The 22,619-nt window shown below is 73.2% G+C and carries 23 protein-coding genes; 6 read left to right on the forward strand and 17 right to left on the reverse strand.

What is annotated here, in order from left to right:
• Positions 1-750: 750 nt before the first annotated feature.
• The 7 genes from hemB to BM051_RS19395 all read right to left on the reverse strand — a co-directional run bounded on the left by hemB (position 751) and on the right by BM051_RS19395 (position 8,990).
• Positions 751-1,728 carry a porphobilinogen synthase gene (hemB, locus tag BM051_RS19365; protein WP_092532230.1) on the reverse strand — a complete coding sequence of 326 codons (978 nt, stop codon included), beginning with the start codon at positions 1,726-1,728 and terminating at the stop codon, positions 751-753.
• Positions 1,729-1,759: 31 nt separating this feature from the next.
• Entirely contained in the window at positions 1,760-2,164 is a 405-nt protein-coding gene (locus BM051_RS19370) for a hypothetical protein (RefSeq protein ID WP_092532236.1), read from the reverse strand.
• Between the two features lie 154 nt (positions 2,165-2,318).
• Positions 2,319-3,851: a bifunctional uroporphyrinogen-III C-methyltransferase/uroporphyrinogen-III synthase gene (locus tag BM051_RS19375; protein WP_092532240.1), complete on the reverse strand. Its 1,533-nt coding sequence runs from the start codon at positions 3,849-3,851 to the stop codon at positions 2,319-2,321.
• A gap of 65 nt (positions 3,852-3,916) precedes the next feature.
• Positions 3,917-4,873 carry a hydroxymethylbilane synthase gene (gene hemC / locus BM051_RS19380; RefSeq protein WP_092532243.1) on the reverse strand — a complete coding sequence of 319 codons (957 nt, stop codon included), beginning with the start codon at positions 4,871-4,873 and terminating at the stop codon, positions 3,917-3,919.
• Positions 4,870-6,234 (reverse strand): glutamyl-tRNA reductase, encoded by a 1,365-nt coding sequence (locus BM051_RS19385; protein WP_092532246.1) that lies wholly within the window; start codon positions 6,232-6,234, stop codon positions 4,870-4,872. Before BM051_RS19385 ends, hemC begins: the two co-directional genes overlap by 4 nt.
• A gap of 57 nt (positions 6,235-6,291) precedes the next feature.
• Complete coding sequence (locus BM051_RS19390) at positions 6,292-7,206, reverse strand: redox-sensing transcriptional repressor Rex (RefSeq protein WP_166677764.1); 915 nt, start codon at positions 7,204-7,206, stop codon at positions 6,292-6,294.
• A 224-nt stretch (positions 7,207-7,430) separates the two neighbouring features.
• The gene (locus tag BM051_RS19395; protein ID WP_092532249.1) at positions 7,431-8,990 is read right to left on the reverse strand and encodes a molybdopterin-dependent oxidoreductase; all 1,560 of its coding nucleotides are present in this window, start codon (positions 8,988-8,990) and stop codon (positions 7,431-7,433) included.
• 201 nt (positions 8,991-9,191) lie between these two features.
• Here BM051_RS19395 and BM051_RS19400 point away from each other — a divergent pair, with 201 nt between their 5' ends.
• The 3 genes from BM051_RS19400 to BM051_RS19410 all read left to right on the forward strand — a co-directional run bounded on the left by BM051_RS19400 (position 9,192) and on the right by BM051_RS19410 (position 10,677).
• Positions 9,192-10,070 carry a helix-turn-helix domain-containing protein gene (locus tag BM051_RS19400; RefSeq protein WP_092532252.1) on the forward strand — a complete coding sequence of 293 codons (879 nt, stop codon included), beginning with the start codon at positions 9,192-9,194 and terminating at the stop codon, positions 10,068-10,070.
• Positions 10,039-10,221 (forward strand): DUF397 domain-containing protein, encoded by a 183-nt coding sequence (locus BM051_RS19405; protein WP_092532255.1) that lies wholly within the window; start codon positions 10,039-10,041, stop codon positions 10,219-10,221. Before BM051_RS19400 ends, BM051_RS19405 begins: the two co-directional genes overlap by 32 nt.
• 255 nt (positions 10,222-10,476) lie before the next feature.
• On the forward strand, positions 10,477-10,677 hold the full coding sequence (locus tag BM051_RS19410) for a cold-shock protein (RefSeq protein WP_092532258.1): 201 nt from the start codon (positions 10,477-10,479) through the stop codon (positions 10,675-10,677).
• 129 nt (positions 10,678-10,806) lie between these two features.
• On the opposite strand, the gene BM051_RS19415 is transcribed toward BM051_RS19410, so the two are convergent.
• The 3 genes from BM051_RS19415 to BM051_RS19425 are packed head-to-tail and all read right to left on the reverse strand — an operon-like array spanning position 10,807 to position 12,937.
• Complete coding sequence (locus BM051_RS19415) at positions 10,807-11,142, reverse strand: hypothetical protein (RefSeq protein ID WP_092532262.1); 336 nt, start codon at positions 11,140-11,142, stop codon at positions 10,807-10,809.
• Between the two features lie 39 nt (positions 11,143-11,181).
• A complete protein-coding gene (locus tag BM051_RS19420; RefSeq protein WP_092532265.1) occupies positions 11,182-11,415 on the reverse strand; it encodes a glutaredoxin family protein in 234 nt (77 codons plus the stop codon).
• A 7-nt stretch (positions 11,416-11,422) separates the two neighbouring features.
• Positions 11,423-12,937, reverse strand: coding sequence for an AMP-binding protein (locus BM051_RS19425; RefSeq protein ID WP_092532267.1), 1,515 nt, complete (start codon positions 12,935-12,937; stop codon positions 11,423-11,425).
• Between the two features lie 203 nt (positions 12,938-13,140).
• Between BM051_RS19425 and BM051_RS19430 the strand changes: the two genes are divergently transcribed.
• Entirely contained in the window at positions 13,141-13,830 is a 690-nt protein-coding gene (locus BM051_RS19430) for a sigma-70 family RNA polymerase sigma factor (RefSeq protein WP_092532962.1), read from the forward strand.
• Between the two features lie 66 nt (positions 13,831-13,896).
• Here BM051_RS19430 and BM051_RS19435 read toward each other — a convergent pair whose 3' ends face one another.
• Both BM051_RS19435 and BM051_RS19440 read right to left on the reverse strand, forming a co-directional pair.
• Positions 13,897-14,943: an EamA family transporter gene (locus tag BM051_RS19435; RefSeq protein WP_208325980.1), complete on the reverse strand. Its 1,047-nt coding sequence runs from the start codon at positions 14,941-14,943 to the stop codon at positions 13,897-13,899.
• Positions 14,944-15,523: 580 nt separating this feature from the next.
• On the reverse strand, positions 15,524-16,057 hold the full coding sequence (locus BM051_RS19440) for a MarR family transcriptional regulator (protein WP_243859648.1): 534 nt from the start codon (positions 16,055-16,057) through the stop codon (positions 15,524-15,526).
• Between the two features lie 230 nt (positions 16,058-16,287).
• On the opposite strand from BM051_RS19440, the gene BM051_RS19445 reads away from it, so the two are divergent.
• A complete protein-coding gene (locus BM051_RS19445; protein ID WP_092532273.1) occupies positions 16,288-17,496 on the forward strand; it encodes a DUF5667 domain-containing protein in 1,209 nt (402 codons plus the stop codon).
• Between the two features lie 109 nt (positions 17,497-17,605).
• A complete protein-coding gene (locus tag BM051_RS19450; protein ID WP_424923296.1) occupies positions 17,606-18,598 on the forward strand; it encodes an HAD family hydrolase in 993 nt (330 codons plus the stop codon).
• A gap of 147 nt (positions 18,599-18,745) precedes the next feature.
• Here the strand turns inward: BM051_RS19450 and BM051_RS19455 are convergent, their stop codons facing one another.
• From BM051_RS19455 to proC, 5 genes are all read right to left on the reverse strand, one after another.
• Positions 18,746-19,753: a lysophospholipid acyltransferase family protein gene (locus tag BM051_RS19455; protein WP_092532279.1), complete on the reverse strand. Its 1,008-nt coding sequence runs from the start codon at positions 19,751-19,753 to the stop codon at positions 18,746-18,748.
• A 44-nt stretch (positions 19,754-19,797) separates the two neighbouring features.
• Entirely contained in the window at positions 19,798-20,847 is a 1,050-nt protein-coding gene (locus BM051_RS19460) for an NAD-dependent epimerase/dehydratase family protein (RefSeq protein ID WP_092532282.1), read from the reverse strand.
• A 315-nt stretch (positions 20,848-21,162) separates the two neighbouring features.
• Positions 21,163-21,264 carry a 30S ribosomal protein bS22 gene (locus tag BM051_RS19465; protein ID WP_005453035.1) on the reverse strand — a complete coding sequence of 34 codons (102 nt, stop codon included), beginning with the start codon at positions 21,262-21,264 and terminating at the stop codon, positions 21,163-21,165.
• Between the two features lie 155 nt (positions 21,265-21,419).
• Positions 21,420-21,635 (reverse strand): helix-turn-helix domain-containing protein, encoded by a 216-nt coding sequence (locus tag BM051_RS19470; protein WP_092532285.1) that lies wholly within the window; start codon positions 21,633-21,635, stop codon positions 21,420-21,422.
• 161 nt (positions 21,636-21,796) lie between these two features.
• Entirely contained in the window at positions 21,797-22,618 is an 822-nt protein-coding gene (gene proC, locus BM051_RS19475; protein ID WP_092532288.1) for a pyrroline-5-carboxylate reductase, read from the reverse strand.
• Between the last annotated feature and the right edge of the window lies 1 nt (position 22,619).

The following is a 22,619-nucleotide window of genomic DNA, read 5'->3' on the forward strand; positions in this document are numbered from 1 at the left end:
CTCCCCACCCCGATCCGAAGCCGCTGTGCGGTCGGCGGTGCCGTGTCAAGGCACGCTTTCCCGCCTTGACACGGTGCCGACGACCGTCAACACAATCAGGCTTCGGGGTGGGGACCACACCTGGGACGAGGTGCGGACCGCAACACCCGATGACGCGGTAACCCCGGCACGGGATGCACCCGCAGCGGGGATGCGAGATGTGCCCGCGGCGCGACACCCGGCGCCGTGCACCCGTCGAGTTGTTCCCATCCCCCGAAAGGGATCCACAGATTTCGCGCGCACCGTCCCAACTTCCCGGGCGGCGATACGCTGGAGCGGCTCGGCGACCCCCGGGGTGGGCGGGGCCGCACCCTCCCCGCGGCTGGGCGGGGTGCACCCTCCCGCGTCCCCTTCTGAGGCCGGCAGTGTCTGACGGGGTGGGGCTCGCCTCAAGGGCGCCTTCGGCGTCGCTGCGCGATTCGCTTCGCTCACCCTTGACCCGAGCCCCACCCCGCACAGGACCGGCAAGGACGAAGGGGACGGGGGCAAACCAAGGCCACGCCACGCCTCGGGGTGCTGCCTGCGCGCCTGTCGGACCATGGCGTCCCACGGGCGGCACAGGCTGGCGAGCCCGGTGAGCGACGCGGCAGTCGCGCACCTCCGGCTCCAACATGGAACTCGTGGTCCGGAAGGAAGAACTCACCGTCCCGGACGTAGAACTCGCCGTCTGGAACGTGGAACTCGCGGTCTCGGGCGGGCGACAGGTCCGGGTTACAGCCAGGTGGCGGCTTCGGCGGCCCAGTAGGTGAGGATCAGGTCGGCGCCGGCACGGCGGATCGAGGTGAGCACCTCGAGCACGGTGCCCCTGCGGTCCACCCAGCCGTTCGCGGCGGCGGCCTCGACCATCGCGTACTCGCCGGAGATGTTGTACGCCGCGACCGGCACGGGCGACGCCTCCGCCGCGGCGCGCACCACGTCCAGGTACGCCAGCGCCGGCTTGACCATCACCATGTCGGCGCCCTCGGCGACGTCCAGCTCGATCTCCCGCAGCGCCTCGCGCGCGTTGGCGGGGTCCTGCTGGTAGGTCTTGCGGTCGCCGGTGAGCTGCGAGTCCACCGCCTCGCGGAAGGGGCCGTAGAACGCGCTGGCGTACTTGGCCGAGTAGGCCAGGATGCCGACGTCGGCGTAGTCGGCGTCGTCGAGCGCCCGCCGGATGACCCCCACCTGGCCGTCCATCATCCCGCTCGGCCCGAGCAGGTGCGCGCCCGCCTCGGCCTGCGCCAGCGCCATCCGCGCGTACCGCTCGAGCGTGGCGTCGTTGTCCACCCGGCCCCGCTCGTCGAGCACGCCGCAGTGCCCGTGGTCGGTGAACTCGTCCAGGCAGGTGTCGGCCATGAGCACGGTGTCGTCGCCCAGCTCGGCCCGCAGGTCGCGCAGCGCGACGTTGAGGACGCCCCGCTCGTCGGTGCCGCCCGACCCGATGGCGTCCCTGGTGCTGGGCACGCCGAACACCATCAGCCCGCCGACCCCGGCCCGCACGGCCTCGACCGCCGCCTTGCGCAGCGAGTCGCGGGTGTGCTGGACGACGCCGGGCATGCTGGCGATGGGCCGCGGGGCGCCGGCGGCTTCGGCGGCCTCGCTGACGAACAGCGGCAGGATCAGCTGGCGCGGCGTGAGCGTGGTCTCGCTGACCAGGCGCCGCATGGCCGGGGTGACGCGCAACCGGCGCGGGCGATGCTCGGGGAACACGCCGACGACCGTACTCCCGCCCGGCGGGCCCTCACGCGACGGCCACACCGTAGGCGGTGGTCAGCATCGCGGCGGCCAGCAGCACCGCCCCGACCACGGTGACCGTGTTCCCCACGGACCACCTCCCCGCCCGCCCCGGCGCCAGGTTCAGGAAGAACCCGCCGGACTGCGCGAGGATGCCGACCAGCAGCAGGACGCACACCACCCAGCGCGCCGCCTCCCCCAACCCGCTGGCGGACACGAACGCCAACGTCGCCAGCGCGAGCACCAGCAGCACCCCGGCGTGCGCGTGCCCGGCCCGGAAGTAGGCGCGCTGCCGGTCGGTGAGCTTCCCGCGGTGCAGCAGGCTCAGCAGCGCGTAGCCCCCGTACATCACGGTGGGCAGCGAGACGAGCGCGATCACGACGAACAGCTGGACGGGTCCCTCGAGTGTCATACCCGAATGATAACACCGTTTCAAAACCTTGGCACCCGCACACCGCGCACGCCATGAAGGCCACCTTCATGGCGTCGAACGCACGGAAGGTGGCCTTGATGGCGCGTCGCGTAGCGGGGGGCCAGGGGGCCTTGGTGGCCGGGCTGCCGGGACGTCAGGAGCGGCGGGCGCGCTTGGCCTTGCGCGGGGGCGGCAGGGCGCCCTCGGCGCGCAGCCGGGCCGCGTGCTCGGCCAGCGCGTCCACCAGCTCGATCACGTTCGGCTGCTCCGGCTGCACGTCCACCCGCAGCCCGAACTCGGTCGCGGTCTCCGCGGTCTTCGGGCCGATGCACGCCACCAGGGTGCGGGCGTGCGGCTTGCCGGCGATCCCGACCAGGTTCCGCACGGTGGACGACGAGGTGAAGCACACCGCGTCGAACCCGCCGGTCTTGATCATCTCGCGGGTCTCGGCCGGCGGCGGCGCGGCCCGCACGGTCCGGTACGCCGTCACGTCGTCGATCTCCCAACCACGGTCGCGCAGCCCGGCGGCCAGCGTCTCGGTGGCGATGTCGGCCCGCGGCAGCAGCACCCGGTCGACCGGGTCGAGCACGTCGTCGTAGGGCGGGAACTCGGCGAGCAGCCCCTCGCTGGACTGCTCCCCCGACGGCACCAGCTCGGGGATGATCCCGAACGAGCGCACCTTCGCCGCGGTGGACTCGCCCACGCAGGCGATCTTCACGCCGGAGAACGCCCGCGCGTCCAGCCCGAACTCGGCGAACTTCTCCCACACCGCGCGCACCGCGTTGGTGGAGGTGAACACGATCCACTGGTACCGGCCGTCGACGAGCCCCTTCACCGCGCGCTCCATCTGCGCCGGGCTGCGCGGCGGCTCCACCGAGATCGTCGGCACCTCGTGCGAGGTCGCGCCGTGGCTGCGCAGCCGCTCGGCCATGTCGCCGGCCTGCTCCTTGGTCCGCGGCACCAGCACCTTCCACCCGTACAGCGCGCGGGACTCCCACCAGGACAGCTTCGACCGGACGCCGGCGGCCTCGCCGACGGTCACCACGAGCGGACCGACCAGCTCGCCGGCGTCGGCGGCGAGCGAGGCCAGCGTGGTGTCCACCGTGCGCTGGGTGTTGATCGTGCCGTTGCTGGTCACCGCGACCGGGGTCTGCGCCGCGAGACCGTGCTCGACCAGCGCGGACGCCGCCTCGGCGAGGTGGCTGGACGTCGCGTGCAGCACGATCGGGCCGGGCGCGCCGGCCAGCCCGGCCCAGTCCACATCGGAGCGCACGTCCACCTCGACGTGGGTGCCGCCGAGCGCGATGCCCGCGTAGGCGGGGACCGCGACACCGGGCGACACCCCGGGCACGACGTCGAACACGGCGCTGCTCTTGGCCACGGCCTGCACCTCGGCCACCACGGCCGGCTGGGTCAGCGGGTCGCCGGCCACCAGGCGCAGCACCAGGCGCCCGGCCTTGGCCTCGGCGGCGAGGTCCTTGGCGACGTCACCGGGCTCGCCGACGGCGGGTCGCACCTCCGCGTCGGCGCCGGCGTGGGCGAGCGCCCCGGACGGCACGTCGGGGTCGGTCACCACCAGCTCGGCCTTGGCCAGCAACTCCTGGGCACGGACGGTCAGCAGACCGGCGTCGCCGGGGCCCGAGCCCACGAAGGCGACGCGCCCAGTGCTCTTTCGTGCGCGGGTCATCTGTGTGTTTCTCCTCGTCAGCGGCCGTGGCGAAGGCAGGCCGTTCCTTGCAGTGGGCTTGTTCGTCAGCGCGGCGTGCGCCCCGGGCCGGGCAGCGCCCGAGCGCCGAGGTCGAGCAGCTCGGCGGCCAGATCCCGGCCGAGCCGCTCCGCCTCGCTCTTCTCGGCGACGGCCGAGGCCCGCAGGAGGTGCACCGGTTCCTCCGCGAACCCGGTGGCGGCCACCCCGCGCAGCGACACGCGCTCCACCACGGAGCCATGCTCGTCGAGGTCCTCCACCACCTCGGCCAGCGCGCCGACGGGTGCGCTGCAGCCCGCCTCGAGCGCGGCCAGCATGGCGCGCTCGGCGGTCACCGCCACCCTGGTCACTTCGTCGTCCACGATGGAGCGAAGAAGGTGTTCGATGTCCACGTCGTCGACGCGGGTCTCCACCGCCAGCGCGCCCTGGGCGGGCGCGGGCAGCATCTGGATCGGGTCCAGCGTCTCGGTGATCTCGGCCAGCCGGTCCACCCTGGCCAGCCCGGCGCGGGCCAGCACGACGGCGTCCAGCTCACCGCTGGTGACCCTGCCGATCCGGGTGTCGATGTTGCCGCGGATCGGCACCACCTCCAGGCCGAGGCCGAGCGCGCGTAGCTGCGCGATCCGCCGGGGCGATCCGGTGCCGACGGTCGAGCCCGGCGGCAGCTCGCCCAGGGTCAGCCCGTCGCGGGCGATCAGCGCGTCGCGCGGGTCGCCACGGGGCGGCACCGCGGCGAGCACGATGCCGTCCTCCGGCGCGGTCGGCAGGTCCTTGTAGGAGTGCACGGCCACGTCGACCTGCTTGGTCACCAGCGCCTCGCGCAGCGCGGAGGTGAACACCCCGACACCGATCTCGGCGATGGGCGCGCTGGACCGGTCGCCGGGGGTGGTGACCTTCACGATCTCCACCCGCTCCCCGGCCCGCTCCAGCAGCGTCGCGATGGTGCCGGTCTGGGCGAGGGCGAGCTTGCTGCCTCTCGTCCCGATCCGGATGGTCCTGGTCATTCGGCTTCACCGTCCACAGGCGACGGCCCGTTGCGGATGCCGCGCTGGTCGATCTGGTCGTGCTTGGCACCCGCGGCGACGCTGGACACCGCGGCCGGGGCCTGCGGGTCGAGGCCGAACAGCTCGCGCAGCGCGTTGGCGTAGTCCGTGCCGGCGGTCTCGGCGGCGAGTTGCTTGACCCGCACCGTCGGTGCGTGCAGCAGCTTGTCCACCACGCGGCGGACCGTGCGGGCGAGCTCGTCACGGACGTCGGTGTCGAGGTCGGGCAGCCGGTTGTCCAGCCGCAGCAGCTCGGCGTCGACCACCTCGGCGGCCCGCCGGCGCAGCGCGGTGACCGTCGGCGTCACCTCGGCGCTGCGCTGCCCGGCGAGGTAGGCGCGCACCTCGTCGAGGATGATCCCGGCGGCCCGCGCGGTCTGCTTGGCGGTGCTGGTGTCGCCCTCGGCGTCCATCCTGCGGCGGACGGTCTCCAGGTCCACCAGCGTGACCCCGGCGTGGTCGGCCACGGCGGGGTCCACGTCCCGGGGCAGCCCGAGGTCGCAGATCACCAGCGGCCGCCCGGCCCGCGCCGGGACGTGCTCGGGCAGCAGCACGGCGCCTTGCGCCCCGGTGCAGGCCACCACGACGTCGGCGGCGGCGACGGCGCTCGCCAGCTCGGCCATCGGCACCGCGGAGGCCGGCACGCCCTGCTCGGCGCAGGCGGCGGCCAGCCGCTCGGCGTTGGCCTCGGTGCGGTTGGCGACGATGACGCCGCCGACCCCCGCCTTGCGCAGCTGTGCCGCGGCGAGCGCGCCCATCGACCCGGCGCCGACGATCAGTGCCCGCCGGCCGGCGAGGTCGCCGGCGGCGGCCAGCGCCTCGGACACCACCGACGCGCCCAGCGCGCCGAGGCCGGTCTCGGTGTGCACCCGCTTGCCGACCCGCAGCGTGGACTGGATCAGCTCGTGCAGCGTGCGGCCGACGGTGCCGGCCTCGCGCGCGGTGGCGTAGGCGGCCCGCACCTGGCCGAGGATCTGCGTCTCCCCGACGACCATCGAGTCGAGCCCGGCCGCGACGGAGAACACGTGCTCGACCGCGGCGCCCGCGTAGTGCACGTACAGGTTGTCGTACAGCGCGGCGGGCTCCAGCCCGGCCTGCCGGCCGAGCACGTCGACCGCGTCGGCGAGCCCGCCGTGGAACGTCTCCACCACCGCGTAGACCTCGATGCGGTTGCAGGTCGAGACGACCATCACCTCACCGATGTGCGGCGCCTGCTGCAGCTCGTGCAGCACCTTCGTCAGCTCGGCCGCGGGCACCGCGACCCGCTCCAGGGTCGCCAGGTCGGCCGTGCGGTGCGAAAGCCCGATGACCAGCACGCTCATGCCCGCCCCCTCTCCACGGGACGGGCGCGGGCCGCCGGTCGGAGCCCGGTTCGCCGGTCACCGCTCACTGCGCACCACCATTCCATCGGCCACTCGGTCCAGCCTCGAGTCGCTCCCGCCCGCCGGTCGGGCCCCGTTGGGGGACTCGCCGTTGGCCGCGCCGGCCGCCGCCGCGATGTCCGCGCGCCTGGCCACGTGGAAGGACAGGATCTGCAGCTCGACGGCCAGATCCACCTTCCGCACCTCGACGTGCTCGGGCACCTGCAGCACCACGGGGGCGAAGTTCAGGATGCACTGCACGCCGCCGGCCACCAACCGGTCGCACACCGACTGCGCCGCGGTCGGCGGCGTGGCGATGACGCCGATGGAGATCTGCCGCTCGGCGCACACCTTGGGGATGTCGTCCAGGTGTGACACCGGCAGCCCGCCCACCGGCACGCCGATCAGGTCGGGGTCGACGTCGAACAGTGCCTCCACCGGGAAGCCCCGGCCGGGAAAGCCACCATAATTTGCCAACGCGTGACCCAGGTTCCCGATTCCCACCACGGCCACCTTGTGCTGCCGGGTGAGGCCGAGGGTGCGCTCGATGTGGTTGACGAGCACGGCGACGTCGTAGCCGACCCCGCGGGTGCCGTAGGAGCCGAGGTAGGAGAGGTCCTTGCGGAGCTTGGCCGAGTTCACCCCGGCCGCGGTGGACAGCTCCTCGCTGGAGACGGTGGTGGCGCCCTGGTCGGCCATGCCGGACAGGACCCGCAGGTAGACGGCGAGCCGGGCGACCGCAGCCTCGGGGATGGACTTCGCCTTGGCGACCTCGCCGACGCCGGCGGCGGCGTCCTCCACGGCCGGCATCTCGGCGGTGGGGGCGTTGTCGGCGTCCGGGGTGTTCGGGTCCCGGTGGGCTCGGCCACGTCGGCGTTGCGCGGGCTGTGCCCCGTTGCGCCGGGGCGGGCGGGCGTCCCGCTGTGCCACCACGCTGGCTCTCCTCGTTCGGCCGGTCGCAACCGCCCGCGTTCGACGTTTTCCTACGTTCAACCCTTGACGTGGCGGGCGCGGGGGTGTTCGATAACCGGCCGCCCAGGTCGTGGGGAATACGGTAGCCATTTGTGAACGCAGGCACAAAGTCGCTGGTCGGAGACGCGACGAGGGCCACAGTGGAATCCGGCCAACCGCGCCGGCAGGCCCGTTCGGCGCGCTCGTCACTCGGTCGTGAAGGTGACGGTGTGCCAGCCGGTGGCGCCGTCCGGTGCCGGGCTCGACCGTTCGCCGGTCTGGGTGTACCCGGTCGCGTCGACGGCCCGGCAGGCCACCCGGTGCCGCCCCGGTGGGACGTCCAGCTCGGCCCGCCACATGCGCCAGGTGTTCTCGTGCACGGCGGCGGCCAGCTCGGCCGGTTGCCACGGGCCGGGCTCGTGTGAATGGCGGTCCAGCCGGATCTCGACGCCGGTGATCCCGATCGTCGGCGCCCACGCGACCCCGGCCACGGTGACCCGGCCGGCGGGCAGCGTCGCGGACCCGTCGGGGGTGTCGATGCGGGACTGGGTCTTGACCGGCGCGCGCTCGGCCCAGCCGCGGCTGAGCCAGTAGGCGTCGCGGGCGGCCCAGGTGGTGACCTCGATGTCGCGGACCCACTTGGTGGCCGACACGTAGCCATAGAGGCCCGGGACGACCATCCGCGCCGGGAAGCCGTGCTCCAGCGGCAGCGGCTCGCCGTTCATGCCGATGGCCAGCAGCGCGCCGCGCGCGGGGTCGAGCACGGCGTCGACGGGGGTGCCGCAGGTCCAGCCGTCCTCGCTGGTGGACAGGAGCTGCTCGGCGCCGGGCCGGACGCCGGCCTCGCGGAGCAGGTCGGCCAGCGGCACGCCGAGGAAGTTCGCGGTGGAGACGTACGGGCCGCCGACGTCGTTGGACACGCAGGCCATGGTGATCGTGCGCTCGACCAGCGGGCGGGCGCGGATCGCGGCGTAGTCGAGGGTGAGCTCGCGGTCGACCATGCCGGAGATGCGCAGGGTCCAGTCCTCGGCGCGGACCCGCGGGACGACGAGCGCGGTGTCGATGCGGTAGAAGCGGTCGTTCGGGGTGAGGAAGGTGGGGGTGCCGAGGTCGGCGAAGTCGGCGCCCGGCGGGATCGCCGGCGCGGGGTCGGCCACGGCGAGGTCGCCGACGGCCGCGCGGGAGCCGGCGGCGTCCCGGCCGCCGCCGATCCACTGCCCAGCCAGCCCGGCGAGCCCCGCGCCGGCGGCGACGCCGCCCGCGCCGATCAGGAAGCCGCGCCGGTCGGTGGGCTCGAGGGTGCCGGGGTCGGTGGCGGGCTGGGCGCGCCGGTGCAGCGCGCGGAAGGTGAGCGCCCCGGCGACCAGGCTGGCCAGCGGGGCGAGGGCGGCGAGCTGACCGAGGTCGGGGCGGGTGAACACGGCGGCCACGGCCAGCGCGCCGAGCACGGTGATCACCACGAGGCCCGGTGTGGGTGACCGCCGGGACAGCAGGCCCGCGCCGATCGCGGCGAGCAGCAGGACCACTGCCATGCCGAGCAGCAACACGAGCTTGTCGTAGGTGCCGAACGCGCTGACCGCGAAGTCCTTCAGCCAGGCGGGCGTGAGGTCGATGGCCGTCGCCCCGACCGCGACGACCGGCGAGGCGCCCGCGCCGACGAACGCGGCGACCAGGTGCCCGGCGGCGAGCGCCGCGGCCAGCGCGAGCACGCCGACCAGCGCGGCCGTGCGGGCCGGGAGGCGGGCGTCGTCCCCGAGGTCGGTCATGCCTCCATGGTGGGCCGCCACGGCGGGTGTGGCGCGGCGTCGCGGCTTACGGGTGGCTTACGGCGGTTCTCGCGGCGCGGCGGCTCTCGCCGCGCGGCGGTTCTTGCGGAGAGTGAAAGGCCGCGGGGAGAGTGATCCCTTGGGGTGGATCCGTTGCGTCGCTGGCGATTCCGACGGGTGGCCCGGATTACTTTTGCTCGCATGAATCCTCGAATCTCCACGGTGCAGAGCCGGGAACAGGGCGCGGTGCTGCGCGAGCGGCGGGAGCTGGCCGGGTTGACCGGCGCGCAACTGGCGGAGCGAACCGGGTACTCCCCGAGCAAGATCTGCCGGATCGAGAAGGGCCAGGCGGGGCAGAACCCCATCACGGTGACGACCCACCTGTCGCACTGCGGCGCCACCGCGCGGGAGGTGGACGAGGTCCTGCGCCTCGGCGAGCCCAACGACCCCGGCTTCCTCGCCCGGCGAATGCAGAACCTGTTGCGCGCGTTGATCTTGCACGAAAGGACCGCGCAGCGGATCCTCACCTGCGCTCCCACCTTCGTGCCGGGACTTCTCCAGACCTATGACTACGCCCGTGCGGTCATGGAGGTGAGCGGCGAGCTGCCGCCGAAGGAGGTCGAGCAGCGAGTGACTGCGCGGATGCAGCGTCAGCGCGTGCTCAGTGACAACCGGGCACTGCAGGTCACGTTCCTGATCTACGAGGGCGTGCTGCGCACGCCGCTGGGCGGCGCGAAGGTGATGCAGGACCAGATCTTCCGGCTGCTCTTCTCGTGCGACCGTCGTAATGTGAAGATCCGGATCCTGCCCTACTCCGCCGGACCCCTAGTGGCGACCGTTGGCTACTTCTACCTGATGGACTTCGAGGAGCACGGCCCGGTCGTCAGCATCGAGAGCGGACTTGGCGGCCTGATGATCGAAGAACGCGAGACCATCGAGGGCTACCGCCGGTTCGGCTCGGCGCTTGAGAAGCAGGCGTTGGACGAGGGAGAATCCCGGGAGATGCTTGCGCGCGTGGCAAGCGAGTACGACCCTCCCGAGGAGAGCGATGACCCCGGCCCCGGCTTGGCGGAAGAGTAGCCATTCAAGCCAAGACTGGGAGTGCGTAGAAGTCTCCTTCGCTTCGGCCGAGGTCGCCGTCCGCGACTCCAAGGCCCCCGCCTCCGGCACCCTCCGCCTCACCCCGGCCGCCTGGCGCACCTTCCTCACCACCGCCCGCCGCCCCGGCTGACCGTCGGGCAGCACCTGCGGGCAGCCGACGGGCGACCAGCGAAACCCCAGGTCAGCGCCACCGGGAATAGGTCAGGCCGTGGCGTGGTTGTAGCGAGTGGTCGTAGTTTTCATGTGTTCGTGTTTCCGCACGCTCGCGAGGAACGATGTTGCGGGCGCGCCGCTTGCCTTCAGGGATCTGGAGCAGCCGCGTCGAGGAACCGGCCCGGGGCACCACACGGTGTGGGCCCCGTATCCAGCCCTGTAAGGAGCGACAATGACTCAGGGAACTGTCAAGTGGTTCAACGCGGAGAAGGGCTTCGGCTTCATCTCCCGCACCGACGGACCGGACGTGTTCGTGCACTACTCCGAGATCGACGGCCACGGCTTCCGTAGCCTCGAGGAGAACCAGCACGTGGAGTTCGAGATGACCCAGGGCCCCAAGGGCCCGCAGGCCACCCACGTCCACGCGGTCTGATCCACCGGCGGATGACCTCTGCCGAGCACAGTAGCTAACCGAGGGCCGGCACCAGCGGGTGCCGGCCCTCGCGTATCACCACAGCGCCACCTCGCCAGGGCCCGCGCCACACCGCCCACACCCCGCGTTTCATATCCTCGTCCCCGCCCTCGGGCAGGAGAAGCGGTCACGGCACGCGGATCTCGCGGCCGGCGAGTGGGCTGGGCAGGTCGAGATGTGCTCGCCCAGGATCGAGGCCAGGGTCATCGGACCCTCGTCGGTGAACCGGGTGCCGAGCACGTCGATCGTCACCGCCGCGTCGGTCTCCGTGACGTGGACACCCACCACCGACCGCACCCGCTGCGCGCCGGAGTCCACCAGCACCGCCACGCTGCGGTCGTCGTCCGTGCGCGACAGCGGGCTCCACTCCAGTGACACCAGCCCGGGACCCGGCGCGACGTGCGGCAGCCGTGGCTGGTCCGCCACCCGAGGCCGCCGGCACCACCCGCACGCGATCCCTCCCGGTCACGCCAGGGCGCGGCGGAGGCGGTCCTCCTCGACCGACCAGTAGCCGTGCTCGGCGCCGTCCACCAGGATCACCGGCACGCGGTCGCCGTACTCGGCGCGCCACTCCGGGTCGGTGTCCACGTCGCACGCCGCCCACTCCGCGCCGACTTCGGCGCAGATCCGCGCCACGTCCCGCTCCGCCCGCTCGCACGCCGGGCAGCCCTGCCGGGTCATCACGGTCACCTGGTGCATGCCTCGATCATCCCCGCAACCGCACCCGGCGCAGCTTCCCGGTTGGCGAGTGCGGCAACTCGTCGGCGAACGCGACCGTGCGCGGCACCTTGTACGCGGCCAGCCGGCCGGCGCAGGCGTCCACCACCTGCTGCTCGGACAGCGCCGCGCCCGGCTCCGGCACGATCACCGCCTTCACCGCCTCGCCGCTGCGCTCGTCGCGCACTCCCACCACGGCCGACTCGGCCACCCCGGGGATCGCGTTGATCACGTCCTCCACCTCGCGCGGGTACACGTTGAACCCGTTCACGATGATCAGGTCGTTGGCGCGGTCCACCAGGTGCAGGTCGCCGTCGACATCGAGATAGCCGACGTCGCCGGTGCGGAACCAGCCCTCGGCGTCGGGCCCGTGCGCGCCGTCCGGCCAGTACCCCGAGAACAGGTTCGGTCCGCGCACCGACACCAGCCCGGTGCCGGCGGCGTCCTCGGCGAACGCGTCGTCGGGGTCGGCCGGGTCGAGCGGCACCGGCCCTGGAGTGCCGTCGCTGTCCACCAGCCGCAGCTCCACGCCCGGCAGCGGGCGGCCCACCGAGCCCGGCTTCGGGTAGCCGGTGACCAGCGTGGTGGTGAGCACCGGCGCGGTCTCGGTGAGGCCGTAGCCCTCGAACACGCCGAGCCCGATGGCCGCGCGGATCGCGGCGAGCACCTTCGGGTGCAGCGGCGCCGCGCCCGAGGTGAGCAGCCGCACGGTGGACAGGGCCTCGCCCAGCTCGTCCGGGGGCAGCGCGGCGAACTCGGCGTACATGGTCGGCACGCCGAGCACGGTGGTCACCCGGTGCTCGGCGCAGTGGGTCAGCGCCGCGCGGGCGTCGAACCGCTCGGCGAGCACCAGGGCCGCGCCCACCGATGTCGCGGCGAGGAGGCCGGGGCCGAGGCCGTAGACGTGGAACAGCGGGACGCTGAGGTACACCCGGTCGGTGGGCTCGACGACGTGGGTGTCGAGCCGGGTGAGCTGGTCGACATTGGCCAGCAGCGCCCGGTGGGACAGCATCACGCCGCGCGGCCGGCCGGTGGTGCCGGAGGTGTAGGAGAGGACGGCGATGTCCTCGCCGGCGCCGACCGGCTGCACCGGCTCCGGCCGCGCGGCGGGCGGGTCGGTGCGGACGGGCACCTCGGTCACCTGCTGGTCGCCGCCGGTGCCGACGATCAGCCGGGCGCCGCTGTGCTCGACGAATGTGGCCAGCTCGGTGTCGGGTCCCTGCGGCGACAGCGGCACGGCGATGCCGCCGGCGCGGACGACCGCGTAGAAGGCGATCGCGAACGCGGCGCCGGTGGACAGGCGCAGCACCACGCGGTCGCCGGGGGCCAGGCCGGCGGCGCGGAGCTCGGCCACCTGAGCGTCGACGGCGGCCTCGACGTCGGCCCAGGTCAGGGTGGTTCCGGTGGTGGTGTCGACGAGGCCGGCCGCCCCCGGCCGGGTGCGGGCCGCCGAGCTGAGCAGCTCGGCGACGTTGCCGGCCTTCCCGGTGGCGTGGTCGGTCACCGCGGTACCCCTTTCGATCTACGCATCTCCGGCGCCCAGTTTGGCAGCCGTATCCCCCGTCATGGGGATTACAGCCAGTCGTCTCCGCATCGCAATCAGATCACCACTACCTACTTTCCGGTAACTACACGTATGCTGCGGTACTACCCGGGTGGTGACGATCACTCGACCAGTTGGGAACGAGGCTGGCGGAGGTGCTGCCGATGAGCCTGCAGGTTGCCGTTTCGGCAGGTCCGGTGCTGGTGGCACGCCCGGTTGCGCCGGCGACCCCCGCTCCGGTGGCTCCCGGGCCGGTCACGGACGCCGCCGCCGACGCCGCCTCGGCCGAGGCGTGGGACCTGGTACGGGCCGCGCAGGGCGGGGACAGCGGCGCGTTCGGCCGGCTGTACGACCGGTATGTGGACGTGGTGTACCGGTACGTCCTGTTCCGGTTGAACGACCGGGACCTGGCCGAGGACGTGACCAGCGAGACGTTCCTGCGGGCGTTGCGGCGGATCACGTCGGTGAGCTACCAGGGGCGGGACGTGGGCGCCTGGTTCGTCACGATCGCCCGGAACCTGGTGCTCGACCACGTGAAGTCCAGCCGGTTCCGGCTCGAGGTGGTGACGGACGAGGTGGCGGAGTCAGGGTGCGCGCCGTTCGGCGGGACGCCGCCGCAGCCGCCGGTGGGGCCGGAGCAGCAGGTCCTCAGCGACGCGACGAACACCGAGCTGCTGCGGTGCGTCAACCAGCTCGGCGACGACCAGCGGGAGTGCATCGTGCTGCGCTTCCTGCAGGGCCTGTCGGTGGCCGAGACCGCGCGGATCATGAACCGCAACGAGGGCGCCATCAAGGCCCTGCAACACCGCGCCGTGCGTCGCCTCGCCCAACTCCTCCCCACCAACCTCCGCTGACCAGGGAGCGCGGCCACGACGTGTTGGCCGCCCGCGCGTCGCCGTGTTTGCGGTTCGCGTCGCCCGTCAGGGCGCGGCGAGCAGCACGATCGCGACGGCCGCGCCGCCCAGGCCCACCGCCTGGGTCGGAGTGAGACGTTCGCGGAGGACGGTCAGCCCGAGCAGCACCGGGATCGCCGGGTACAGGGACGCCAGCACCACCGCCACGGCCATCAGCTCCTGCCGGGTGGCCAGCGTGTAGAGCACGATCGCCAGCGTGCCGACCATGCCGGACGCCAGCGCGGGCGGCACCAGCCGCCGGGGCAGCCGGCCGCGGACCATCGGCAGGATGGTCAGCACCGACGCCGCGCGGCTGGCGACCAGGGGCCACAGCCCGGCCGCCGGGTCGACCGGCGCCAGCGCCACGAACTGCAGGGCGAACCCAACCCCGGCGAACAGACCGAACCTGGTGTCGACCGCGCTCCCGCCCAGCCGACCGCCGGCCACCAGCCACAGCGCAGGGAGCGCCAGCGCGATGCCGCACCACGCCAGCGGCGACGGCCGGTCGGCGAGGAACAGCACCCCGACCAGCACCGGCAGCGCCACGCCCGCGAGGTCGCTCAGCGGCACGACCACGCTCATCCGGCCGATGCCGATACCGCGGAACAGGAAGACCAACCCGATGCCGGTGCCGATGCCGGACAGCGCGCCCCACCCGAGCGAGGCCGCGTCGACCCGCGGCGCGCCCACCAGCAGCGCGAGACCCAGGACCAGCGCGGTGCCACCGAGTTGGCCGTAGAACGCCACGACAGCGCCCCGTTCGCGGCGGGGCGCTTCGTCGGCCCTTCGCGGGGAGGCGGCCGCACGGCCGCCGGGGTGTGCCGGGGACGCCGGCCGTTCCCGTGCGTCGCCCGCCGGCCGTGGCGGTTCGGCGGGCTCATCCGCCGGCGGCGGCGTCCGCTCCGCGGCATCCTCCGGCGGTGCCCGCCGCACCGCGACATCCACCGGCCGCGGCGCCCTGTCCACCGGCACCCCATCCCGGGCAGCGAACGGGGTGGTCCGGGACAGCAGGCCACTCACGAAGTCGTTGAGCCCGAAGCACACCGCCGCCGCCAGCGCGAGCAGCTCACCCATGCCGATCCCCGGCCAGCCGAGCCACCCCGCTTGCTCCCCGGCCACACGCGCCCGTCACCGCCGGCGCGTTCCCCGCAGGAAACCCCTGAAACCCTCGGAGCGGGCCCCGCCCTCCCCGGGGATCCCGTGCCGCGGCCAGCGTATCGAGACCACCACCGCACCGGGACACACCAGCAAGAATGGGGACAACTCGGTGCCGCGACCGGGCCTTTCGGTCGGCTCGCGAGCCAACCAGCCCACTCGCCCGCCGCCCAATCACCGCACCAGCGAGGCGACCGAACCGGCTCACCGACCCCGCTGTCACCAGGCAGACGCCTCCGCCGACGAGCAGCGAGCCATGGCGCGCGAGTTCGGCTTCACCCGAGGCCGCCGAGCACGGCCCGCCCTCCCTGGGAGCCCGCGTGACGGCCAGCGTATCGAGACCACCGCCATATCGGGACACACCAACGAAAATGGGGACAACTCCGCGCCGCGAATCGACCACTCGACCCACCCTACAAACCGACCGGCCCACTCGCCCGCCACCCGAGCACCACGTCACCGAGACCACCGAACCCCGCGCACACCTGCCATCGTCGGGCTACCGGATCGGCTGGCCGGCCCGGTCCACCTCGCCACGCTCACGGGCGGCCTGGCCGACCGGGCACACCGAGTCGTGGGCGAGGCAGGCGGCCCGGTCGCACAACCGACACACCCGCTGGTTGTCCCCGATCTCGACGTAGATCCGCTCGAGCAGCCGCTCCAGCAGCCCGCCCAGCGTCTCCCGCGCCTCGTCGTCCAGGGTGTCGACCAGCTCGCGCAGCGGGTCGGCCCGCGCGGCCAGGATGTGCTCGGCCGCCCGGCGGCCCCGCTCGGTCGCGTACACCGCCACCCAGCGCCCCACACTGCGTCGCCGCTCGACCAACCCGTGCTCCTGCAGCGAGTCGACCATCCGCGCCGCCGCCGGTTGGCTCAGTCCGACCCGGCGCCCGAGCTCCGTGACACTGAGCCCGGGCGCGGCCACCAGCGACACCAGCGCCGCCGCGCCGCTCGTACTCACGCCCGCCGCCGCGGTCACCCCGGTCAGCACGAGGTCGTTGACCGCCAGCACGGTCGCGCCCAACAGGTTCGCCACTCGATCCTTGTCATGCATGACTCATGCATATCCCTTTTCTGGCAGACTATGCAAGGGCTGGGGGCCACGCCGTAACCGGGTCCCGAGACCATTCGTTGCTCCTGCACAGAAGCACCGACTGCAGCACCCCGGACAGCGGTACCCGTACCGCGGCCGGCACCGAACGAGCACCGACCCGACGCCAGCCGGCGCCGAGTCCGACACCAGCCGAACCGTGGAAAGTAGGAACCGTGCCCGGTGGGAGTCCCCGCGAGCGAGCCGCACAACAGCGGTTCGCCGAGGCTCTCGACCGCGGCGCGACCCACCTCGACGACCAGGAGTTCGCCGCCGAGCTCGCCGTGGTCTCCGCGCTGCGTCGCGCCGGCGCGGCCGCCGCCCGGCAGCCGGTGCCCCGGGAGCGGATCGCCGCGCAGCTCACCACCCCGGAGGCCCCTACTCCGGAGGGCACTGCTCCGGAGACCACTGCCCCGAAGACCACTGCCCCGGAGACCACTGCCCCGAGGGCCGCCGCGCGGGAAGCCGACGCGCCCCAGGTGCCCGAGCCGCGCAAGCCCGCCGAGGAGCTCCCCCGCCGCCGCCGCCGGCTGCCCGTGCTGGCCGCCGCCGCGTGCCTCGTCCTCGCCCTGCTCGGCCTCGGCGCGTTGCTGTCGGAGCACGCGCTGCCCGGCGAACCGCTCTACGACGTCAAACGCCTGCGTGAGGCCGCCGCCGTCCAGCTCACCTTCGACGCCGAGGCCCGCGCCCTGCGGCGGCTCGAGCACGCGGAGAACCGGCTCGACGAGCTGGACCTGCTCACCCAACGCCCCGGCGACACCACCTCCGGCTTCGCCGTGGCACTGGCCGACTTCGACGCCGACACCCGCGCCGCGGTCGCCGGGCTGATCGCCGTCGCCACCTCCTCCGACGGCCAGCAGCTGGCCGCGCTGCGCGCCTGGGCCGAGCGGCAGGCCGAACGGCTCGCCGCGCTGCGCCCCGCGCTCCCCGCCGACCTCGCGCACCAGCACGCCGACGCCACCGGCCTGCTCACCCGCGTCGGGGAGCGGGCCAGCGCGCTGGCCGGGCGGATGGACTGCTACCAGATCACCTCGGGCCAGGCGGACGAGCTTGGCGCGCTCCCGTTCCCCGGCGCCTGCGGCCGGCCGACGGACCCGCCCGCCGGCGCTCCACCGCCCCGGACCCCCGCCCCGCACGAGTCCGCCGTTCCGTCACTCAGGGTCACCGAACCGGCCGACGCGGCGCGGCTGACGACCAACACGCCCTCGATCCCGAGCCCGGCCCCCAGCCCGTCCGAGTCGGGCTACACGCCGCGGCAGTGGGTCCCCGCGCCACCGCCCGACGCGGTGCCCCGACCCAGGCTGCCGGACTCCGTACCCGACCCGCCCGCCGTGGTGTCCGTCCCGCCGGTGCTGCCCGGCCTGCCAGAGATCCGGGTCGGCTGACGCTCCAGCACGGTGCGACAAAGCCACGACGACAGTCGATACTCTGTGCACAGGAGGTTCGCCGGAACTCGGCGATCTTCGTCGGACGCAGAGCGTGGAGGCGGTGTGCGTGTCGCGGTGGCGTGGCCGGAGTAAGGGTCAGGAGCTGGAACGGCTCGCCGCGCTGGCCGGCGAGGCATCGGCAGACGCCGCCGTCGCCATGGAGGCCGTCTCGGCCCAACTGCTCACCGCGACCGAGGCGACGGAGCCGACCGGCGACGCCGGTGAGCCAGCCACCGAGTCGCGCGACACCACCCACGACTCCACCGACGGTTCCGCGCCCGCACCGCCGGACCTCACCGCCGCGGCGTTCTTCGACGTCGACAACACCATGATGATGGGCGCGTCGATCTTCCACTTCGCCCGCGGGCTCGCCGCGCGCAAGTACTTCACCACCTCCGACCTCGCCGGGTTCGCCTGGCAGCAGATGAAGTTCCGGCTCATCGGCCGCGAGGACCCGAACAGCATCAAGTCCAGCCGCGAGCAGGGGCTGTCGTTCGTCGCGGGGCGCACGGTGGCCGAGATGAACGAGGTCGGCGAGCAGATCTACGACGAGCTGATGGCCGACAAGATCTGGGCCGGCACCCGGGCGCTGGCGCAGATGCACCTCGACGCCGGGCAGCGGGTGTGGCTGGTGACCGCCACGCCGGTGGAGCTCGCCACGATCATCGCCCGCCGGCTCGGGCTCACCGGCGCGCTGGGCACCGTGCTGGAGAGCGTCGACGGTGTCTACACCGGACGGTTGGTCGGCGACCTGCTGCACGGCAGGGCGAAGGCGCACGCGGTGCGCGCGCTGGCCGCCCGCGAGGGGCTGAACCTGCGGCGCTGCACGGCGTACTCGGACTCCTCCAACGACGTGCCGATGCTGTCCGTGGTCGGTACCGCCGTGGCGATCAACCCGGACGCCGGCCTGCGCGAGATCGCCCGCAACCGGCACTGGGAGATCCGTGACTTCCGCACCGGGCGCAAGGCCGCGAAGATCGGCGTGCCGTCGGTGCTCGGCGCGGGCGCGCTGGCCGGCGCCGTCGCCGCCGGCCTCGCCTACCGCAAGCGCACCGCCTGACCCGCCCCGGCCGTGTCCGCGCTCCGTGCACGCGTGTCCGCGCTCCGTGCACGCGTGTTTGCCGGCTGCGTCACCGTGTTCGCGCCGTGCGACGCCAACACGCGGACGTGGAGCGCGGACACGGTGACGGGAAGCGCAAACACGCGGTTAGTGGAAGATGTTGCGGCGTTGGGCGAGGCGGCGGTACAGCATCTGCTGGATCGACTCGCGCACCTGGTCGGTGAGGTTGAACACCAGCATCGGGTCCTCCTCCGCCTGCGCCGGGTCCAGCTCGTCGGTGCGGATCGGCGGGCCGAACTCGATGTGCCACTTCGTCGGCAGCGGGATCATCCCGAGCGGGCCGAGCAGCGGGAAGAACGGCGTCACCGGGAAGTACGGCAGCCCGAGCAGCCGAGCCAGCGGCCGGATGTCGCCGATCTTCGGGTAGATTTCCTCGGCACCCACGATCGCGCACGGGATGATCGGCGTCTCCGTGCGCAGCGCCGCCGAGACGAACCCGCCGCGGCCGAACCGCTGCAGCTTGTACCGCGAGCTGAACGGCTTGCCGACTCCCTTGAAGCCCTCCGGCCACACCCCGACCAGCTCGCCGGCGCGGAGCAGCCGCTCGGCGTCGGGGTGGCAGGCCAACGTCTGCCCGGACTTGCGGGCCAGCGCGCCGGCGAACGGGATGCGGAACAGCAGGTCCGCGCCGAGCATCCGCAGGTAGCGGTGCCGCGGGTGCTCGTCGTGCACGGCGACCGCGGTCATCACCGAGTCCAGCGGCAACACGCCCGAGTGGTTGCACACCACCAGCCCGCCGCCGTCCAGCGGCAGGTGCTCCACGCCGCTGGTGTCCACCCGGAACCACTTCCGGTACAGCACCCGCAACGCCGGCAGCAGCAGCACCTCGGTGAGCTCGGGGTCGAAGCCGAACTCGTCGACCGTGTAGTCGCCGGTGAGCCGCTGGTGCAGGAACTCGAGCAGCCGGCCGACCGTGGCGGGCAGGTCAGCGGCCTCCTCGACGTTGGGCGCGGCCCCGGGGAAGGCGACCACCGGGGCGTCCACCCTTCGCGCATCGTCGGCCGATCGACCGCGGGAGGTGTCGGTGGTGTCGGCGCCGGGCTTGTCCCGTCCCGGCGCGTGCAGCGGGATGACCTGCGCTTCCACGCCGTTCATCGCAATCTCCGCCTCGCTTTCGCAGCGCCTCGTCGGATCGTGGCTCACCGGTCGGCGGCCTGCCCGGTCGCGGCGGCGACCATCACCTTCGTCGCCAGCCGGGACAACCCGTGGCCGTCCAGCACCGGGCGTAGCCCGCGACCCCGTACGTAGTCGTCGAACGCCTCGCGCGTGCTCCACCGCGGGAGGTAGCCGAACTCGGTCTTCAACCTCGTCGTGTCCACCACCCGACCGAAGTTCAGCAGGCGAACCTGGTCGGCCGAGAAGTCGACCAGCCGTGCCCGCCGTAGTGCCCTCCCCACTGACGGTACCGCCGCCCTGGGCACGGGCAACTCGACGCGACCCGCCCGGCGGATCGCCTGGGACAGCGTCAGCACCCCGTCGCCGGCGACGTTGAACACCCCGGGCCGGTCCTCCAGCGTCGCCAGCTCCAGCACGGCGAGGGCGTCGGTGGCGTGCACGAGCTGGATCCGCGCGTCGTAGCCGAGCACGGTCGGCACCACCGGCAGCGCGAAGTACCGGGCGAGCACGGTGTCCACGTCCGGGCCGACGAGGTTGCCGAACCGGGCCATCGTCACCGTGATGTCCGGCCGGCGGCGGGCCAGCCCGCGCACGTAGCCCTCCATCTCCACGGCGTCCTTCGCGTAGCCGCTGGTGGAGGTGGGGATGAGCGGGGAGTCCTCGGTGAACACCGCCGGGGAGCGGGCGCTCGCGCCGTAGACCGCGGCGGTGGACTTCACCACAAGCTTGCGCACCCGGGGCGAGCGCTGGCACGCGGCGAGCAGCCGCATCGTGCCGATGACGTTGCTCTCCTTGATCACCGAGCGGCGGCCGGGGCCGGCCGGGTGCACGGTGGTGGCCGCGTGCACGACGGTGTCGACCTCGGCGGAGCTGATCACCTTGGCGATCAGCGGGTTGCGGATGTCGGCCCGGACGAACTCGGCCCGACCCATCCGGCGCAGGACCTCTCGGCCCGGCGCGCTGGTGTCGACACCGATCACCCGGTCGATCCGCTCGTTGTTGCCGAGCCTGGTCAGCAGGCGACCACCCAGCTCCCCGCTGACCCCGGTGACGAGCACGACCTTCGACGGCATCCCACTCCCCTGCGACGATTCCGGCACGCGCCGGACGGTGGGCGAACCGGATCTCGCCCGGCGCGAGCGTGACGTGCGCGAGCGCCTACCGATCGCATCATCGCGCCGACGCGCTCAGGATGTTACCGCCGTTCGCGGGTTCCGCCGAGCCCTTACGGGCATCGTCCGAGCAGGTCACCCAGGGTTTGGTGGGATGTCCACCGGAGCCACCCGAACGGACGCGTCACCGACGCCCCGGCGCGAAGCGGCCCGCCCAGCGAACTGGACGGGCCACACCGGTCGCCGTGCCGGCCGCGGCGGGCACGGCGCGACGCGTCACTTGCCCTGCTTGCGCCGCTGCACCCGGGTACGCCGCAGCAACTTGCGGTGCTTCTTCTTGGACATGCGCTTGCGGCGCTTCTTGATGACCGAGCCCACGGATGCTCCTTCACGTCGTTCGTTGGTCACGCGGGACAGCGCGTCGTCCCAACCAGGAGCGCATCTGCCACGACCGACCTACGAGGTTACCGGGCGGGTGACGCGGGCTTTCCCAGGGTCTCGCCTTCGACGCCGGTGCGGTGTCCTCGTGGTCACTATCCGACGTCGAAGTACGCCCGTTCGAGGTAGCTGTGGACGTCCTTCTCCGGCACCCGGAACGACTTGCCCACCCGTACCGCGGGCAGCTCGCCCGAGTGCACGAGCCGGTAGACGGTCATCTTGGAGACCCGCATCAGCGAAGCGACCTCGGCGACCGTCAAGAACTGGACCTGCCGAGGAACCGGCACATCGTCTTTCCTGTTCGGCGGCATAGTTCACCGTGCCTTTTCCGGCACGTGTCGCGCCGCTCGGCTTCCCCACCGGGCGGTATCGACACGCACGTGCTTCTACCGAGGGTAGCGGTGCGGGTGGGGCCAAAGCGACGCCTGACCCGAAGTTCGCCCTCGACCAGGCAGGATGCCGCCCGGATGGCTCAGTGCCGCTCGGGCTCCTCGTGGACCTTCCCGAGCTCGACCGACCGGTCCCTGGCCGCCTCGATCGCGGCGAGCAGGGCCGCCCGGACGCCGTGCTTCTCCAGCTCCCGGATGGCGTTGATGGTGGTGCCGGCGGGCGAGGTGACCGCCTCGCGCAGGATCACCGGGTGCTCGTCGGACTCGGCGAGCATCTTCGCCGCGCCCACGGCCGACTGGATGATCAGCTGCTCGGCCACCGCGCGCGGCAGTCCGAGCAGGATCCCCGCGTCGATCATGGCTTCCACCAGGTAGAAGAAGTACGCCGGGCCGGAGCCGGACAGCGCGGTGACGGCGTCCTGCTGGGACTCCGGGACCTCGACCACCGCACCGACGCAGGAGAGCAGCTCGGAGACGGTGCGCACATGCTCGCGAGTGGCGTACCGGCCGGGCGAGACGGCGCTCATTGCCGCGCCGACCACCATCGGCGTGTTCGGCATGACCCGCACCACCGGGGTGCCCTCGACGAACCGCCGCTCGTAGAGCGCGGTCGGCAGGCCGGCGCACAGCGACACCAGCAGCGAGTCCGGGCCGACCAGCGGCGCCAGCTCGTCCAGCACCGGGTCGATGTCCTGCGGCTTCACCGCGACCACCAGCACGTCGGCGCGCTTGGCGGCCTCGGCGACGTCGACCGCGGCGACGCCGTAGCGCCGGGTCAGCTCGGCGGCGCGCTCCGGGTGCCGCTCGGTGAACAGCAGCTCCTCGGCCGGTCGGCCGCCGTGCAGCAGGCCGGACAGCAACGCCTCGCCGATCTTTCCGGCGCCGACCACCGCGATCGTGCTCATC

Source organism: Amycolatopsis arida (assembly GCF_900115565.1).
Lineage (GTDB): Bacteria > Actinomycetota > Actinomycetes > Mycobacteriales > Pseudonocardiaceae > Yuhushiella > Yuhushiella arida.

Excerpts from the sequence above, each read along its gene's own strand:
- BM051_RS19435 (WP_208325980.1), bottom strand. The coding sequence starts at position 14,943 with ATGGGTGAGCTGCTCGCGCTGGCGGCGGCGGTGTGCTTCGGGCTCAAC.
- BM051_RS19385 (WP_092532246.1), bottom strand. The coding sequence starts at position 6,234 with ATGAGCGTGCTGGTCATCGGGCTTTCGCACCGCACGGCCGACCTGGCG.
- BM051_RS19430 (WP_092532962.1), top strand. The coding sequence starts at position 13,141 with ATGAGCCTGCAGGTTGCCGTTTCGGCAGGTCCGGTGCTGGTGGCACGC.
- BM051_RS19400 (WP_092532252.1), top strand. The coding sequence starts at position 9,192 with ATGAATCCTCGAATCTCCACGGTGCAGAGCCGGGAACAGGGCGCGGTG.
- proC (WP_092532288.1), bottom strand. The coding sequence starts at position 22,618 with ATGAGCACGATCGCGGTGGTCGGCGCCGGAAAGATCGGCGAGGCGTTG.
- BM051_RS19420 (WP_092532265.1), bottom strand. The coding sequence starts at position 11,415 with ATGCACCAGGTGACCGTGATGACCCGGCAGGGCTGCCCGGCGTGCGAG.
- BM051_RS19470 (WP_092532285.1), bottom strand. The coding sequence starts at position 21,635 with ATGCCGCCGAACAGGAAAGACGATGTGCCGGTTCCTCGGCAGGTCCAG.
- BM051_RS19395 (WP_092532249.1), bottom strand. The coding sequence starts at position 8,990 with ATGACCGACCTCGGGGACGACGCCCGCCTCCCGGCCCGCACGGCCGCG.
- BM051_RS19375 (WP_092532240.1), bottom strand. The coding sequence starts at position 3,851 with ATGACCCGCGCACGAAAGAGCACTGGGCGCGTCGCCTTCGTGGGCTCG.
- BM051_RS19455 (WP_092532279.1), bottom strand. The coding sequence starts at position 19,753 with ATGAACGGCGTGGAAGCGCAGGTCATCCCGCTGCACGCGCCGGGACGG.
- BM051_RS19405 (WP_092532255.1), top strand. The coding sequence starts at position 10,039 with ATGACCCCGGCCCCGGCTTGGCGGAAGAGTAGCCATTCAAGCCAAGAC.
- BM051_RS19460 (WP_092532282.1), bottom strand. The coding sequence starts at position 20,847 with ATGCCGTCGAAGGTCGTGCTCGTCACCGGGGTCAGCGGGGAGCTGGGT.
- BM051_RS19370 (WP_092532236.1), bottom strand. The coding sequence starts at position 2,164 with ATGACACTCGAGGGACCCGTCCAGCTGTTCGTCGTGATCGCGCTCGTC.
- BM051_RS19410 (WP_092532258.1), top strand. The coding sequence starts at position 10,477 with ATGACTCAGGGAACTGTCAAGTGGTTCAACGCGGAGAAGGGCTTCGGC.
- hemC (WP_092532243.1), bottom strand. The coding sequence starts at position 4,873 with ATGACCAGGACCATCCGGATCGGGACGAGAGGCAGCAAGCTCGCCCTC.